At 37.8% G+C, this 15345-nt stretch carries 15 protein-coding genes; 14 read left to right on the top strand and 1 reads right to left on the bottom strand.

What is annotated here, in order from left to right; all coding sequences use genetic code 11:
- Positions 1–47: 47 nt before the first annotated feature.
- Positions 48–200, top strand: a complete 153-nt coding sequence (locus tag LU635_RS05075; protein WP_240096876.1) for a hypothetical protein — start codon at positions 48–50, stop codon at positions 198–200.
- A gap of 213 nt (positions 201–413) precedes the next feature.
- Here the strand turns inward: LU635_RS05075 and LU635_RS05070 are convergent, their stop codons facing one another.
- Positions 414–596: a hypothetical protein gene (locus LU635_RS05070; protein ID WP_240096874.1), complete on the bottom strand. Its 183-nt coding sequence runs from the start codon at positions 594–596 to the stop codon at positions 414–416.
- Between the two features lie 142 nt (positions 597–738).
- On the opposite strand from LU635_RS05070, the gene LU635_RS05065 reads away from it, so the two are divergent.
- The 13 genes from LU635_RS05065 to LU635_RS05005 all read left to right on the top strand — a co-directional run bounded on the left by LU635_RS05065 (position 739) and on the right by LU635_RS05005 (position 15232).
- Positions 739–2427, top strand: a complete 1689-nt coding sequence (locus tag LU635_RS05065; RefSeq protein WP_240096872.1) for a hypothetical protein — start codon at positions 739–741, stop codon at positions 2425–2427.
- Positions 2414–2674, top strand: a complete 261-nt coding sequence (locus tag LU635_RS05060) for a hypothetical protein (RefSeq protein WP_240096870.1) — start codon at positions 2414–2416, stop codon at positions 2672–2674. The genes LU635_RS05065 and LU635_RS05060 overlap by 14 nt, the downstream gene beginning before the upstream one ends.
- 3 nt (positions 2675–2677) lie before the next feature.
- Positions 2678–3475 (top strand): hypothetical protein, encoded by a 798-nt coding sequence (locus LU635_RS05055; protein WP_240096868.1) that lies wholly within the window; start codon positions 2678–2680, stop codon positions 3473–3475.
- Between the two features lie 104 nt (positions 3476–3579).
- A complete protein-coding gene (locus tag LU635_RS05050) occupies positions 3580–4605 on the top strand; it encodes a hypothetical protein (RefSeq protein WP_240096866.1) in 1026 nt (341 codons plus the stop codon).
- Positions 4606–4608: 3 nt separating this feature from the next.
- The gene (locus tag LU635_RS05045; protein ID WP_240096864.1) at positions 4609–5181 is read left to right on the top strand and encodes a hypothetical protein; all 573 of its coding nucleotides are present in this window, start codon (positions 4609–4611) and stop codon (positions 5179–5181) included.
- Positions 5178–5705, top strand: coding sequence for a hypothetical protein (locus LU635_RS05040; RefSeq protein ID WP_240096862.1), 528 nt, complete (start codon positions 5178–5180; stop codon positions 5703–5705). Before LU635_RS05045 ends, LU635_RS05040 begins: the two co-directional genes overlap by 4 nt.
- 2 nt (positions 5706–5707) lie before the next feature.
- Positions 5708–5890, top strand: coding sequence for a hypothetical protein (locus tag LU635_RS05035; protein ID WP_240096860.1), 183 nt, complete (start codon positions 5708–5710; stop codon positions 5888–5890).
- A gap of 99 nt (positions 5891–5989) precedes the next feature.
- On the top strand, positions 5990–6841 hold the full coding sequence (locus tag LU635_RS05030; protein ID WP_240096858.1) for a hypothetical protein: 852 nt from the start codon (positions 5990–5992) through the stop codon (positions 6839–6841).
- Between the two features lie 63 nt (positions 6842–6904).
- On the top strand, positions 6905–7357 hold the full coding sequence (locus tag LU635_RS05025) for a hypothetical protein (RefSeq protein WP_240096856.1): 453 nt from the start codon (positions 6905–6907) through the stop codon (positions 7355–7357).
- Positions 7354–7968 carry a hypothetical protein gene (locus LU635_RS05020; protein ID WP_240096854.1) on the top strand — a complete coding sequence of 205 codons (615 nt, stop codon included), beginning with the start codon at positions 7354–7356 and terminating at the stop codon, positions 7966–7968. Before LU635_RS05025 ends, LU635_RS05020 begins: the two co-directional genes overlap by 4 nt.
- Positions 7968–11033: a tape measure protein gene (locus tag LU635_RS05015; RefSeq protein ID WP_240096852.1), complete on the top strand. Its 3066-nt coding sequence runs from the start codon at positions 7968–7970 to the stop codon at positions 11031–11033. The genes LU635_RS05020 and LU635_RS05015 overlap by 1 nt, the downstream gene beginning before the upstream one ends.
- Positions 11026–13227, top strand: coding sequence for a hypothetical protein (locus tag LU635_RS05010; protein ID WP_240096850.1), 2202 nt, complete (start codon positions 11026–11028; stop codon positions 13225–13227). The genes LU635_RS05015 and LU635_RS05010 overlap by 8 nt, the downstream gene beginning before the upstream one ends.
- Positions 13217–15232 carry a hypothetical protein gene (locus LU635_RS05005; protein ID WP_240096848.1) on the top strand — a complete coding sequence of 672 codons (2016 nt, stop codon included), beginning with the start codon at positions 13217–13219 and terminating at the stop codon, positions 15230–15232. The genes LU635_RS05010 and LU635_RS05005 overlap by 11 nt, the downstream gene beginning before the upstream one ends.
- Positions 15233–15345: the final 113 nt, after the last annotated feature.

Here is a 15345-nt window from a genome sequence, read left to right as displayed (position 1 = left end):
CAAGCTTAAAGAAGCATTAAGACAGAAACCAATAAACACCAAATATTATGCAGACAAGCGACCAACCAAAGAGTAATATTCTGAACTCTATTGAATTTGAGAATGAAACAACGGTAAAGATTGAACTCAACCGGCCAGCGAATATGAGTAAAAGAATGTTAGCCCGGTATATTTTTAAGAAACTGCAACATTTGAACTAATGGCATTTTACACCCTGGATGAATCGGTTTTAATTATAAGTAATTGCCAGACCGAAAAAGAACTTTGCAGAATAGGTCACACCCTTGAAACCTATAAGAGGAACTTTTCTGTAAATGAATGTGAGGTGTTAGTTATAACTATACAAGTGCAATTAGATATAATCCGGTTACTAAACAGACTTAAATAGCATTTTTTTAAACTTAACCGTTAGGCTAACAGGACTCATCTAACTTAGCCTGATATTCTTTTTCTATCTGAGCACGTTGAGAGGGCGTCATATCGTTTTCTAAGATAGCTTCATACTGCATAGTAATCTCACTGCGATCATATTTACAGTCATCATCTGTGCTACAGGAAACACCTATAAAAACGAGTAATAATAGTACTTTTTTCATTGTTGAATTGGTTTAGACTCACTAAAATACGTGCTTATAATCAATATTCACGGTTAAACCTAAAAATTTAACAAAAAAAACTTGCTTATTTAGAACCATTCTAAATAATTTGTGTATCTTTGTTACATACCCAAATATATCTATGGTCTTAAACGACGATCAGATCTTAGAGATTTTAAAAAAACCCCGTAACTCATCTATTGCCCCCTGGCGAGATGAGCATAATGTTTTGGACATATATGTGAACGGTGGGGATGTTGCTTCTGAATTAGAGAAGATACGAAACTACGAAAACGAAGCTCAAAGAAAACTAAGGGAAAAAGTAGCCAGGTCTACAAAGGATAAAGTACATAACTTGCTGAGTCCTATCAACAAGGTATTTAATGCTAACGGTGGCTCTATTCAAATAGAAGGGCTTTCTGATAAGTTTAAAGAGGAATTTGAAGCGCATATAGACCAACTTCCTGAAGGTATCTCTATGAGGGAATGGATGGAAAGCTATTGGAAAGATGCTTTTGTAGTAGACCCAAATTCAATTATTTTAGTCGAAACCGATAAAGAGGGTAAAAAGGCTTATCCTACCTATAAGAATATTAATGTTATCCATGATTATGAATTAGAATGGGATAGTTTTAAATATCTTGTTTTAGAGCATGGAGAAATAGAGGTAGAAACAGACGGGGAAAAAGAAAAGAAAAAGGTTTACCGTATTTTTGACGATGTTAAGGATGTTTTATACTACGTCCACAATGACCAATTAAAGCCTTACGGAAATAGAAAGGGTGTAGACGGTTTTAAAGACGATCATTTACTACAGCATAATTACGGCTTTGTTCCTGCAATTGTTCCAGGTGGGATTGTAGATAAGGTCACCAAAGGAAAGAAACCATTTTTACATAAAGTTGATGAAGCACTAAAGGAATATCTTAGAAGTGCTTCTGTATTTGTTATTTACAAGTTCCTTCATTTATTCCCTAAGTGGTGGTATCATGCTATGAAGTGTGTAACCTGTGAAGGTCAAGGGCAAATAGCAAATCCTAATGTAGACGAAAGAACAACTAAACCTTATATTACTTGTCCTACCTGTCATGGTTCACGGCTTAAAAAGGTAACTGATGTTTCCGATGGTATAAGTCTACCTATCCCAAAAGAAGGTCAGCCGATGTTAGGAAATAATGTAGCCGGTTATATAGACACTCCTATCAATGCCTGGAAGCAAATGAAAGAGGATCTTCAGGATAGTGAAAAGGATATGCAGTTTACTTTGTGGGGTGCTTATCTGGTAGATCAGGAAGATAAAGAGAAGACCGCGTATGAAACACATATCAATGTACAGCCAATCAATGAGCAGTTACATAGTGTAAGCCGTTGCGGTGAAACTAAAGAGAGTCAGCTTCTTACCTTCATGGCTCAGATCATGTATAAGAAGGAAGCTAAGGTTGATTCCAGATGGGGGAAACGTTTTCTAATAGAAACTCCTGATGCTTTATGGAAGAAATACATGGAAGCGAAAGAAAAGCAAGCTCCAGTAACCACGTTAGATTACCATTATGAGCAATATCTAATGGCTGAGTTTCAGAACGACTTAACCATGTTAGAGAAGCGAAAGAAAATATTCTCAATAGAACCTTATCCGCATTATAAATTAATGGATATGGTTAATGAAGAACAAAAAAATAAAAAGTTAGTATTTAGTCAATGGATCAATACAGATATTGACTTAGACCTTGAAGCGGATAAGCTGAAAGCAGATTTTGAAAAATATTATTCTGAAAATAAGCCGGAGATAGCCGGAAATGTTAACCAAAATCAAATCAATGAAAACAGTTAAAAAGGTACGTAAGATCGTTATTGACGGTCAGGTAAAAAAGACTGAGGACGTTAAAGAAAAAGTTTCCCGACTGGACGAACCAAAAGAGGTAGTTGTTCAGGTAGTGGATAGTGTAGCACAGCATTACAAAATTCAGGCGCAACGTGAATTGGCTGAGGCTAAAGAAAAGAAATCAAATAAAGATATTGTTATCTGGGAGGAAGTAGAAGAAAAGAAAGCTTCTAAAAAATCAGATTCTAAAAAATAAAGAATGGCACTAAGTAAAGATACACTTGAATGGATCGCTGAGCTATCAGGTGTAAAGGTGGAAGATATTACCGCCAAGATAAGCAGCGAAGAAGAAGAATCTATTGAAAAGCCGCAAGGTGAATTTTATTCTGAAGAAGAATTAAATAACAGAGATTCTAACAAGTACGATGAAGCAAAAAAGGCTTTTGAGGAAATGAAGGTAAAAGAGCTTAGAAAGAAGCTCGAACTTGATTTTGAAGGAAAGACCTTTGATAACCTTTTCAAACACCACGAAGAAAAACTGAAAAATAAATATCAGAAAGATTCTTCAGAACGGGTGAAAGAATTGGAAGCAGATTTAGCCAAAGTAAACCAGGCGAATGAAGAAACAGTAACTAATCTTACGTCTGAATTACAAAGTCTAAAACAGCAAAATAAAATTAATGGTATTAAAGCAGACCTTTTAGGAATAATGCCGGCAGAAACATCTATACCGAAAGAAGATGTTTTAACCTTATTCCTAAGTAAGCACCAAGTAAAGGAAAATGAGAACGGTCAAACCTTTATAGAGTCCAATGGACAACCATTAAAAGACCCTAAAACACAATCTTATTTAGATTATAAGAATGTTTTTGAAGATTTTTCAGAGAATTACAAGCTTAAAACTCCCGGCAGAGGGGAGGGTAACCAGAACGGTAACCAGAAGCCAGGTAATGAAGACCAATTTATAGACAATTGGGAGAAACAACAAAATAAACCCATTAGTTCACCCGAAGGCGTAAGGGCATTAATGGAATATGAAAAACAAAACGCCAGCTAAGTAGCCTCAAATCTACTTAAATACATAGGCCGAGATACTGGCTCAAAAACAGCAAGATACTGTCTGTTTTAAATCGAAAAATTAACTTTTAAAATTTAAAGCAAATGGCAAATTATGCAGATGCTGCTCTTGCAAAAGCGCAAGCGAGAATTTTGAGCCAGTTCCAAGCCCCTGAAAAAAGACTTAAGGCTAACGGCTCATTCTCTCCTTTTGCAAGGCAAACGCAGATCACAGTTCCAAATATTAGCGAACTTCGTGTATCTCATCAACGTCCAGTAGACGTTAATTTCTTGACCCGATCTAAAAGATCAACAACTACTTCCAGAGCCGCAAGGCACACCGGTTCTCAAGGTGATGGTGGTGTAGTTACGCTTACCTGGAAGAAGTATGTAGATAAAGGTAGTACTTCTATCAAACTAGCAGAAAACACTATTTACAGTGATTCTGAGATTATAGCGAATGAACTTGAGAATATGCTTAAAAACATCGCTGAAGATGTTCATGCAGATTCTATAGGGTATCTTGACACCAATAAGTCAGCTGTGAATGCTGCTACTGCTAACGGATCTCTAAACGCTGATGCAACTCCTACTAATTTCTGGGAAATTGCATCTGCTGATAAAGATTTCTATTATCAGTATGCGGAGTCTATGCTTATGCAGAACTATTACTCTGGTGAGTTTGACGCTATTGTTGACCCTGTTAAATATGCTCAGGCTGTTTACCAAGGGAACCAGGGAGTAGGTAACGCCACTAACTACGGCTATCAGTTGAACAACGCAAACATCGTACAGGCTGTAGGTCTTTCTGATGCTGCTTATGCTGGTGGAATGGGTTATTTCGTACCACAGGGAACTATCGGAGCTGTTGACTGGACTCCTGTTAAAAACAGATCTTCTTACGGAGATATTAATTCTTACGTAGGTGGACTTAGAACTATTGAAAACCCTTACTTGAATGGTATCACTTGTGCGCTTTCTGCTTATGTAGATAGAGCAGATCGTTCTGCTGTAGGAGGTGATGAGCAAGATTTTGTAATCCAGTGGGAGGTTTCTGCTGAGATAGCACTTGTAAAAGCACCTATTTCAACAGCCGGAGAAACTACCATTTTCGGAGTAGGACAACTATAATAGATGAATCGTTTAGAGCTTAGAGACTTGGTAAAGGTTAGGGTAGGTTGGAAGGCCGACCCTAACTATACCATTGACGCAAATAATCAGACCTCAGATGGTGGGAGATACTTTCAGGATGAACATTCCTTTGTAAAGATCGAAACTATCAGAGCCTTAATGGAAACTGCGAACCCTACGGAACAACAGTTAAATGATTATTTGAGTGATTTAAAAGACCAGGTTTCTTTAAGTGTGGTTGACGATGTAATGAGTGATTACGATTTTAATGATCTTACCGGGAAAGAAAACCTGTTTGATGCTGCTTATGCAAAAAGAATGGCTATCAAATTAGGGGAACTTATCTGGACTACAGCAAGATCAAATCGTAGGGAACTTATTGCAAAGGAATACGCCCAACAGGTGTTTTTTGATGTGAACGGAGATCCTAACTTTCCTGATAAAGTAAGTATCATGGGTGCTTATCGAAAGGAAGTAGAAAGACTCCGGGACATCTTTAATACCGATAACGCTTTAGACGTAAATACGATAGGGACAGTCACATTTTGGGATGATGACAGAATAAAATTTTTATGAACCACTTAATTTCAAATCCTTCAGGTATTGATGTTGCAATTAAAGATATGCAGGCAGATTTGTATGATGGTCTTTCAGATCATTTTACAAGTATTGAAGGTTTTGGAAGGGTTTATAAATTCCCCCAGGATGACAGTTTTATACCAAAGCGTTATGATGTTAACGTGAAGGATTATGAAAGTGTTTACCTGGACGATACAAAAGGATGTTCATTCTTTTTTATTGATGGGGATGACCATGACACAGAAGATGGTATTGTTTATACAGCACCGGTTAAAATTGTGTTTTGGATGGATCTTTCTAAGTTGGATGATTCCCATAGAGCAGATGCAGAGGCACACCGTTTAGCGGCTATGTTCTTAAAAGAAGTACCGCTTGAATTTACCTATGAAGGACTTGAAAAAGGCATTGATACTGTCTTTAAAGGGTTCAATACAAAGGATATTCAAAAAGACGATTTACAGCCCTGGCATTTGTTCGCACTGAAGATTAAACTATCGTACTATTTAACTCAAAAATGCTAGACATGGCAGATAAGAAGAAAACAGAAAAAACGGTTGAAAAGAAAGTAAGCCGTGATAAATATGAAGTCCTGTATGCAAAGAATTTTGGTAAAGGAGTTGTTCAGGCTGGTAAGACAGTTGAAATGCACCCCAAAGCCGGAGAATTTTATGCAGACCAGGGTATTGTTAAACAAGTAAAAAAATAAACGATGCCAATAACAGCACAAGATATCGTAAATTTAGTTAACTGCGCTATTGCCGCCCAAAAGGGGACAGGTCTAAAGCATTGCAGTTTTAAAGAAGGTATGCCCCGTTCTTTCTGGTTGTCAAAAAGAGGTTTTGACTATAACACTATAGCCGACCTGACAGCTGAAGGAATCGCAGCCGAGATCCAAAAGGGAAATATTATCCCTATGCCGCTTGGTTTCTCTTTTGAGAGACTAACCGAAGAAAACGTAGTTGAAACTTCACCGCTTGGCCTTAGTTCACTTTCCAGAAAGGGAATTTACAAGTATAGATTCTCTTGGGATAAAGATGACAGACTTCAGGAGGTTATGAGTTCTTATGACTCTAACGATGTTTATGACTTCGTAATGTTAGATGCTAAAGGAAACATGAAGCTTACTAAAAACGGTACTAAAATTACCGGGGCTTCAGTTGGTCTATTAGATACAGATCCATTTACCGAGTCAGATGGTTCAGTAGCTGGTAAAGTGAGAATGATGGTTGAACTTAATAACCCACAGGATTATAATAAGTTTGCCGCTTACTTTGCTGCTGACAACCTCCCTTTCAGACCATTGAAAGTAGAGGGGATTAATGATGTTGATTTAGATTTGACTTCATTCGCTGCTGCTGCCACTGAAATTACTTTTACCGCAATGTTAAAAGACGGTTCAACCGCTTTTTCCGGAGGGGTAGCTGATGACTTCAGGCTAATTGTAAATGGCACAGCCGTACCAATTGACGGCACAACTGTTACTATTGCAGAAGACTCTAGTATTCCAGGGAAATACACAATTTCAGGAATCCCAGCACTTGCATCTAGTGACGAGATCAAATTGAGTACATGGGATGCTACTGCCTCCACTGTATCAATTATTAAAGATGGGACTACAGTTTACCGAGGTGCGCAAGTTACCGAGGTGGTTTCTTAATTCTTTTTTTTAGGTTGGTTGGTTTGCCCTACCTGCAATGGGTGGGGCTTTTTTTTACAAGATATGACTTCAGGACTTTTAGATACAGCTTTTAAATCAATAGATAAGGTTACTAACGAATTGACCGAAGTAGCCCAAAAGTCTGTAAAAAACAATGAGGGCATTATCACAGCATTGAACACTGCTAATTTATTTTCAGGAAAAAACGCTTTAGATCAGTCCTTAGACTCTATTGGTGGTAAATACAAACCTATTACCGTAGAGATTAAGAAAGAAAAAGGGCAGCCTTATAATCGTACTACTTTAAGAGATACAGGGGATTTTTATGAAGGTTTTTTTGTTGGGTTTAAAGGAACTACATGGGAGGTAGAAAGCGAAGATTCCAAGCGAGATAAATTAGTTGAAAGATACGGGAAAGACATTTTTGGTAATACGCCAAAGGACGAGAAAACCATAAACGATAAACACATTTTACCCGATTTACTAGAACATATCCTGGAGAACGTAGAAATATGAGATTTTACCAAAATTGTGATGAAATATCAAAGTGGAATTTTGACCAGATTCAAAAGACTCAGGATTTACGCTTTTTAGTATATGGTTATGAATATGGGGAATTAAAATTTTCTAAGGGAGAAAAGGAAAAGGCTAAAGAGGTATGGGATAATATTTTAAATGAATATTCAGAAAAGACCGGGAACAATAAAACCTTACTCTACTTTGAGTTGATTTATGATAGAAATGAGTTAGAAGATCGGGTTTATTATGGATCAATTCTGTTGACTCAGTTATCGAGAAGGTCTTTTTCAATGGATAAGGATATTAAAAAGGAATATATAGATACGCTTAGGAGGTATCAATTCTTACTAAACGAGGGTAAGCCCTTTATAGATGAATTGAAAAGGCTTAACAATCAAATGAAGGTTGTTAAGATGAAGCTAGAGCAGAAAAACAAGGCTGTTGAAGATTTTGAAGAAAAGAATTTTTCAAAAGAAGGGATAAGCACGATTGATCTTAAAATAAAGATTCAGCGTATTTGTAAGATTCAGCTTGACTTAAAAAACATATCAGTAACCGAGTGGCTAGGATGGATTAATGAAGCCTTAAACTCGAAACAAGCAGCATAATGGCAAAGAACACTTTTGATAAGTCATTAAAAGAAGCTCTAAATACCATAGAGCAGATAAAAAATGGAATGATTCAAGTGGATAAAACCATTCTTGAAGCTGCTAAAAGTGCCAAAACATTAGCCAGTACACCTTTAGATAAAGGAACGCCAAAAGAATTAAATGATAGACTTCAGAAATCTGCTACCTATCGTAAACAGGTTAATATTCAACTTAAAGAACAGGCACGACTAGAAAAAGCCCTTGCGAGTGCGCAGGCTAAATTCTACTCCGCTCAGAGTTCACATAACAAGGATCTTCAGAAAACTAGATTTGAGACAAACCAGCTCAATAAAAAATACAGAGAGCAGGCTGTTTTATCATCCAAATTAGCCACTGAATATCAGAAGCAATCAGTTGTATTAAATCAGTTAAGGAGAAGGTATAAGGACGTTGCGTTAGTACAGGGTGAAAACTCTAAGGAAGCCCGAAAACTTCAAAGGGAGATACAGCAACTTGACGGCAGGCTAAAAAAGGTAGATGCTAATGTAGGACAGTTTCAAAGGTCAGTAGGTAATTACGGGAAAGCATGGAGTAAAGCAGGGAGTTTAATTTCTTCTGCTATGGCTGCTTTTGGGGTTGTTTCTGCTGTTGATATAGGTAGACAAATATTCCAGCAAGTAAAGGAAATTGATGCTCTTAATAAGGCTCTTGCTCAGGTTACGGAGAATTCTGAAAATTTTTCACAAGCACAGGGTTTTATAAAAGACCTGGCAGAAGAAACAGGGGTTCAGATAAACACACTTCAAAAAGCCTATACAAAATTCTATGCTTCAGCTAAAGTAACAAACCTTACGCTTGCTGAAACCCAGGATATTTTTAGGCAAACCGCTAAAGCTGGTGCGGTACTTGGATTATCTACAGAAGAGGTGAATGGGGCGATCAGAGCATTAGAGCAGATATTGTCTAAAGGTAAGGTGCAAGCTGAAGAAATCAGGGGACAGTTAGGGGAGCGTTTACCGGGTGCATTTCAAATACTCGCTAAGTCTATGGGTTTAACTACCCAGGAACTTAGTAAACAATTGGAATTAGGTAATGTTATTTCAGAAGAGGTACTTCCGGGATTTGCGAATGAATTAGAAAAAACCTTCAGTTTAGATAAAATAGATAAAGTTGAAACTCTTGCAGCCGCACAGGGACGGTTATCAAATAGCTTTAATCAAGCGATACGGTCAATGGAGGAAGGAAATAACTTTATTTCCAAAACTTTAATTAAAACATTCGATTCACTTGGCGAAAAAATAACCGATACCACAGAAGATATACAGGATTTTGGCGTAGAGGTAACAAGTTCAACTAATTATTTTACCGGGATGTATGAAAGCATCCGAAAATTAGTAAGGGAATCTGATTTACTTACCGGGGCTTTAAATAATACCGTCAATGTATTATATATCATTAAAGGGTTATTGTCAATATCTATATTTGAGTTTTGGGGTGAATTATTGCGAGGGGTAACAACTACTATAAAATCCTTTACAGAGTCACTAGGGCAACTGAAAGATGAAGTTTCAGACTTCTATAATACTTTTAAGAGCGGGGGTATATTTAAAGCTTTTGAAGAATTAGAAGGATGGAATACACGAGTGAAAGATGCCTTTGCCGGAGCTTGGAGTTCTGCTTATTCTGATGTAAAGATCAATAGAAAGAAGATTCAGGAAGAAATAGACCAATTCGTAAAGGATAACGGTTCATTAGCCCCGCTTGCACCTGGGCAAAAACTTAAATACTTTGACATTACCAACTCTTACGAAGAAAAAGAAGATAAAAATGCCGATGCTATTGATAAAACCAACAAAAAACTTAAAGAACGAAAAGATATAGATAGCATTTCTGAAATCCGTGAAGGGAATTTAGAAATAAAAAAGAGCATTGGATATTTTGAGGATTTAATTCAAGTAGCAGAGAAAACAGCTGATTCTATTTCAGATCCCGTTGCATGGAAAAAACTTCAAGACCAGATAAAGGAGTTTAAAAAAGCTATTGAAGATATAAAGGGTAATGGCGATGTATTCGATGGTATTGAAATTGAAATAGGGGATTCAGCTTTAAACTCTGATGCAATTTTTGCTGGCATGGAAAACCTTTCCGGGTTAATTGGAGAGGATATGCAAGCCCTAATGAATGAGTTTGCAAGTTCTTATGAATGGGATTATAATGAGTTCGTTAAATGGTCTCAAAAGAAGATCGAACAGGCTGATGAAGAAAACAAGCTTAAAAAGGAAAAGCTTGCTGACTGGATGCAGTATGCCGGTGACGTGGTTTATGAAATTGGAAGCCTTGCAATGGCATTTTCTGAACGTAAGATCCAAAAGTATGAGGATGAGATTCAGAAGAACAATGAAATGTATGAGAATTGGTTAGAAAATGAAAATCTAACCGATACCGAGCGAAAACAACTAGAAAAGGAACGTGCTGAAAGGGAAAAAGCACTACAGAAGAAAATAGCGAAAGAAAAGGAGAAACAGGCTAAAATAGACAAGGCTACTGCCGCTTTCTCTATTGCAATAAACACCGCTGCCGCCATAGTGGAAGCTTTACCTAATATACCTCTTTCTATAGCCATAGGAGCGTTAGGAGCGATTCAATTAGCAACAGTACTAGCTAAGCCAATCCCTAAATATAAGCACGGGCGTAAAGGAGGTGAAGCGGAGCTTGCAGAAGTTGGGGACGGTGGTAAATCTGAGGTTGTAACCGATAGCCAGGGAAGGTTTAAATACATAACTCCTAATAAGCCGACTTATACTTATCTGGATAAGGGCGATAATGTAATATCAAGTGTACCGGAATACCTGGAGGGCTTAACCCTAGATAAGCTAAATCAGGCTGCGATAATGACAAGCCTACAGAGTCAGGCTAAAGCATTAAATAACAGGCAGACAGAACAAAACTTTAATAAGGAAATATTAAAAGCGATTCAGGAAGGGAACAATAAGAAACAAACGCCACCACCCGCACCAAATTACGGAAGGTTAGCAAGTGAATTTGCTAAGGAAATGAACTTTATAAGAAGAAGGGATGTTTAGTAATAGAGTCGAAATAACATTATATTCAGTCTTAGGTACGAAAGTACTTCATAAAGACCCTCCCGGCTATAAAAATAGCGAAACCGAGATAGGCCGTAGTGAAAAGACTTTTGGGATCTTTATTAAGCAAATAAATAACCTTGAATTTATAGGGGAAGCTAAGCAGTATTTAGAAAACCTTTGGCAGTTACACGGAGTTCATGCCAAGTGCCGCATGGTACGAAAAGAAATGCACCCTACAACGGATGACTGGCGTTTGCACTCAGAGGGTTTCTTAGATTTTTCTTCCCGTAAAATCAAAGACGGTAAACTACAGATTAATTTTGTAGAAGGGGGGCTTAGAGAAATATTAACCTCACAATTAAGGGAGAAGTTTGAGCTTAATAGAACTACTGATATTGAAGGAAACACTATCACACCACTAAAAAGGGATGATATACAACTAAACGGGCGAAAAGTGTTTCTAAGATCGGAACATTCTAGTGGAAATACTACACAGTTTGAGGTTAATTCAGGGCTATGGAACTCAGGAAATGACTTCAGAACAGCTTTTCAGTGCTTCCCTATGGATGCCATTGTAAACGCAGATTCTGAAAATGTAAGTAGTTGTTTTGAACGTCCCGGCTCAGATAATGACATTCCTGGAGCAGATCAGATGTTTTATTTGATAGCAGACCGTGATAGGGGGCAAACAGACTTAAAATTAACCGCTTCATTCACTATTCCAAGCATGGTTTTAACCCGTGCTTCTGACTTGTCAATGAAAGTTGTATTTCGGGTTTATGGTAATGGAGATTCATATGATTTACTACAGGAATACACTTTATTAGATATTGGAGACCCGGTAGCAACCAGCCCAACGGATGTATTTAATGTAAACTTTGATTTCCCTCATGTACCGGCTGAAGGAGAAAGCTATTCTGTTGGTCTGTTTATGCAGGGTAAATACGGGGATGGGATCAGTAAAGGGGACGCGATCATTCAAATAGGGGATTACTCCGCTTCTATGACCCGTGAGGAAGATTCTTTTTACCCGGCCACTGTTTCGCCTTGTCTTACATTATGGGATTGTTTCAACCGACTTACTGAAATTTACACCGGGAAGGTGAATGGTTTTGAGAGTCATTTGTTAGACGGGAATGATTCTACACTTCTAACTGATAGTTCGCATAACATGGTCTTATTGCCTGGGGGATGGGTGAGAAATCTTAAAAGAAAAGATGATGCAGGAAACCTGAAGGAATGGCCGTTGGAATTGTCTTTTGAAAATGCCTATAAATCTATTCACGCAGTATTACCGGTGGGGTATGGTATTTCTATTCATGGAAACAGGCAGAATATCATATTAGAAGATCTTAAATTTTTCTTTCAGCGAACCGTAGTGGGTCATTTAGGGAAATTAAAAATAATCGAGCGTTCCACTGCTTCAGAGTATTGTTATCAATCGCTAAAGTTTGGTTACATAAAAGGAGGTGATTATGAAGAACCTTTAGGGCTGGACGAGTATAACACCCAGATGACAAGCCGGACACCTTTAACTATTGTTGACAATGAATATGAGGCATTAGGGGAGAGCAGAACAGATCCTTATGGAGTTGAATATACACGAAGGTATCAGTATGACGATTTTCCAGATGCCGATAGGAATGAGGATAAGGATAATTTCCTAATAGATGTTAAAGACACCCAACGCCAAAGAAGAAACAAATTATTCACCGTTAGAACATGGCAGGATGATTTTGAGGAAGCCCCTACTGGAACATATGCCCCTGAAACGGGATTTAATTATAACCTGACCCCGGCACGAAACAGGCAAAGACATTCATGGTGGTTTAATAACGGCATTGTTAAACTTCAGGATAAAAATATTCAATTCCTAAATGCGAATGGAAATAGCGAGTTAAAGACTAAGAAGGTCGGTGAAAACTACCTCAAAGAAAATGCAGATGTACCGATTGCCGACTTAGATAAACCACTATTTGAACCTGAATGGATTGATGCGGAAAAGTATTTCGATCAGGAACTATTAGAAAAGCTACTCGATACTACCCTGATTAATGGTAGACGAGTAAACAATTATTACGGCCTTTGGGAATTCACCAACGAACAGAACCGAAGTGAGTATGCATACATATTCACCGTGAAAGCAAAAGATAAAATGACCTTTAAATTATTGAAAGCCTATGGCATCTAAGTTAGAATTACGGTTTTTTGATACGGGATCAGTCAACAATACGATTACTATTGCGACTGGCAAAACCTATATTTTTAAAGAACAGCGATTAGGAATAAGGCAGGTATCTATTGGGACAATTCAAAGCCCTTCCAGTCCTACAGTTTTAGCAGGAAGTTTTAAAAATGCCTTTGAGCAAGACGATAATTTAAGCGGTGAGTACACAGTTAATTACTACGCCACGTCTCAGGATGCCGCTGGGAATGACCTGCCTTCAGGAACGCTTCACGGGATTGTTACCATAGAGCATTTTGATAATACGCATTTTGATACTTTCGATAATCAAAGTCTGTTATTTGTATCTTCAGAAATTACCACGACTACTCAGGAAACAGAAAGCACCTTAAGCGCTGCCACTTCAGAGGCTAGCTCTAATCCATGCGGAAACTATAAATTAACCGTTACTACCAATGTTTCAGGCGGGAAAATAGTTGTAGAAAGTCCGATAGGCACACAAATAGCCAGTCAAGACCCTACAGACGGAAACCCGTATGCAGTAGATCTCACAAGACCCGCCAATGCCACCACTGGGATTATTAAGTTGTTTAAGGTTTCAGGGGATAGCGAGCCTGAAAAAACCATCTTATTTAACGCCCCACCTGTACTGGCGCTTACGAAAGTCGATAAACAGGGTTCACCTTTTGGAGCGGTTGCGACTATTAAGAGTACAAGCGGACTCACTAAAACCTATTCGTTTGACGGCACGAATTACAGCGGAAGCAATCAGTTAGGAGGATTATTAGCCGGAAGTTATACGGCTTATGTCAAAGACGATCTTGGATGTACAAAATCACTGGCGTTTACCATTACCGAAGCTGAAGTAAACGGAAACACCGTACCGAAGAAAATAGAAATCCCGGCTCATAATGCCATGTATTTTGTAGATAGAAGTCAAGATAATTTCTTAGGACAAATTTCTGAGGAGATCACTTTTAATGCTCCTGCTAAAGTATTTCAGGATTGGTTAACTACCGATATTGTTCCTATACAATTTAGATCCAGTTACCCGGTACATACGGTTAAAATATACGAATGCGGGAGCGAAAAAGAAGTTTCTGTTATTCAGAAGTCAAACAATATTAATCGACTTAATATCTACGAAGGTAATTTCACAGAAAAAGAAGGTCGCTTAGCTATTTATTTTACGTCAGGAAATATTTATGAAGATGATGGCATAACCCCTAAACCTGAGGGACATATTTTAAACGGGAGACTACCATCATGGTACAAGGCAGGGGTTTTTGTTAAGATTGATGGGGTAGGGGTAACTCAGATTGAACGTTTACTGTTTGAAGATGATGCCACCTATGCAATTACTCAATTAGATGCCCAGGGGACAGTTACAGGAGTGCCAATTTGGACAAAGCACGTGGAACATCCTTTTGAGATATTTGAGTTTCAGGTAAACATGAGTTCTATTGATACGATAGGAGAAGCATTTGTAGTTGAAATTGATTACGGGGATGATTCTTTTGTAAGTGAATTACAGAGAGTAAACGCAAGTCTGCCGAAACATCACAAAATATCATGGCGTAATATTAGGCAAAATGATACTATTAACTATAGCACCGGAATAAAACCATTTAGGAGACAGAAATACGTTAAACCCTTTACTTATATCGGGCAAAATGAGAGCGAGAGACATCAGAGTGATGAAACCATAGAACTTATTAGTTCAACTTCTAAGGCTGTCTATGAATTAGACTTAGGTTTTATGAGTATGGAAATGTGCCACGGTTTAATAGACGGTACGAACCACGCCAGCGAAATAGAAATAGACGGGGCGGTGTTTATTACCAATAACCCATCAATACCGGAGAATTTCGGGAATTGGTATAATGCGAAAATGGAATTAGCCTTAATCGGTCAGAATATAGAAAGTATTGATGTTGACTTAACTCAGATAAATGTTTCTTTCTTGAAAGTTAATGTTGATTCGGGGGGTGTTGGCTTCCTGAAGTTGTAGGGTGAATATGTAAATGGTTATGAGTGATATTTATTTGAATATTGGTTTGTTTTGGTTTTTTATAGGTATAACCGTTAGTAATGTTTTCATCGGTTAAAAAAGGATATTTTTTC

Origin of the sequence: Christiangramia crocea (assembly GCF_022410465.1) — a bacterium.
In the GTDB taxonomy this organism is placed as follows: Bacteria; Bacteroidota; Bacteroidia; order Flavobacteriales; family Flavobacteriaceae; genus Christiangramia; species Christiangramia crocea.
The sequence above is the reverse complement of the archived record's forward strand: the minus strand, read 5'-3'. Positions and strand labels throughout refer to the sequence as shown.

Coding starts and splice junctions, on each gene's coding strand:
- LU635_RS05075 (WP_240096876.1), top strand. CDS start 48: ATGCAGACAAGCGACCAACCAAAGAGTAATATTCTGAACTCTATTGAA.
- LU635_RS05070 (WP_240096874.1), bottom strand. CDS start 596: ATGAAAAAAGTACTATTATTACTCGTTTTTATAGGTGTTTCCTGTAGC.
- LU635_RS05065 (WP_240096872.1), top strand. CDS start 739: ATGGTCTTAAACGACGATCAGATCTTAGAGATTTTAAAAAAACCCCGT.
- LU635_RS05060 (WP_240096870.1), top strand. CDS start 2,414: ATGAAAACAGTTAAAAAGGTACGTAAGATCGTTATTGACGGTCAGGTA.
- LU635_RS05055 (WP_240096868.1), top strand. CDS start 2,678: ATGGCACTAAGTAAAGATACACTTGAATGGATCGCTGAGCTATCAGGT.
- LU635_RS05050 (WP_240096866.1), top strand. CDS start 3,580: ATGGCAAATTATGCAGATGCTGCTCTTGCAAAAGCGCAAGCGAGAATT.
- LU635_RS05045 (WP_240096864.1), top strand. CDS start 4,609: ATGAATCGTTTAGAGCTTAGAGACTTGGTAAAGGTTAGGGTAGGTTGG.
- LU635_RS05040 (WP_240096862.1), top strand. CDS start 5,178: ATGAACCACTTAATTTCAAATCCTTCAGGTATTGATGTTGCAATTAAA.
- LU635_RS05035 (WP_240096860.1), top strand. CDS start 5,708: ATGGCAGATAAGAAGAAAACAGAAAAAACGGTTGAAAAGAAAGTAAGC.
- LU635_RS05030 (WP_240096858.1), top strand. CDS start 5,990: ATGCCCCGTTCTTTCTGGTTGTCAAAAAGAGGTTTTGACTATAACACT.
- LU635_RS05025 (WP_240096856.1), top strand. CDS start 6,905: ATGACTTCAGGACTTTTAGATACAGCTTTTAAATCAATAGATAAGGTT.
- LU635_RS05020 (WP_240096854.1), top strand. CDS start 7,354: ATGAGATTTTACCAAAATTGTGATGAAATATCAAAGTGGAATTTTGAC.
- LU635_RS05015 (WP_240096852.1), top strand. CDS start 7,968: ATGGCAAAGAACACTTTTGATAAGTCATTAAAAGAAGCTCTAAATACC.
- LU635_RS05010 (WP_240096850.1), top strand. CDS start 11,026: ATGTTTAGTAATAGAGTCGAAATAACATTATATTCAGTCTTAGGTACG.
- LU635_RS05005 (WP_240096848.1), top strand. CDS start 13,217: ATGGCATCTAAGTTAGAATTACGGTTTTTTGATACGGGATCAGTCAAC.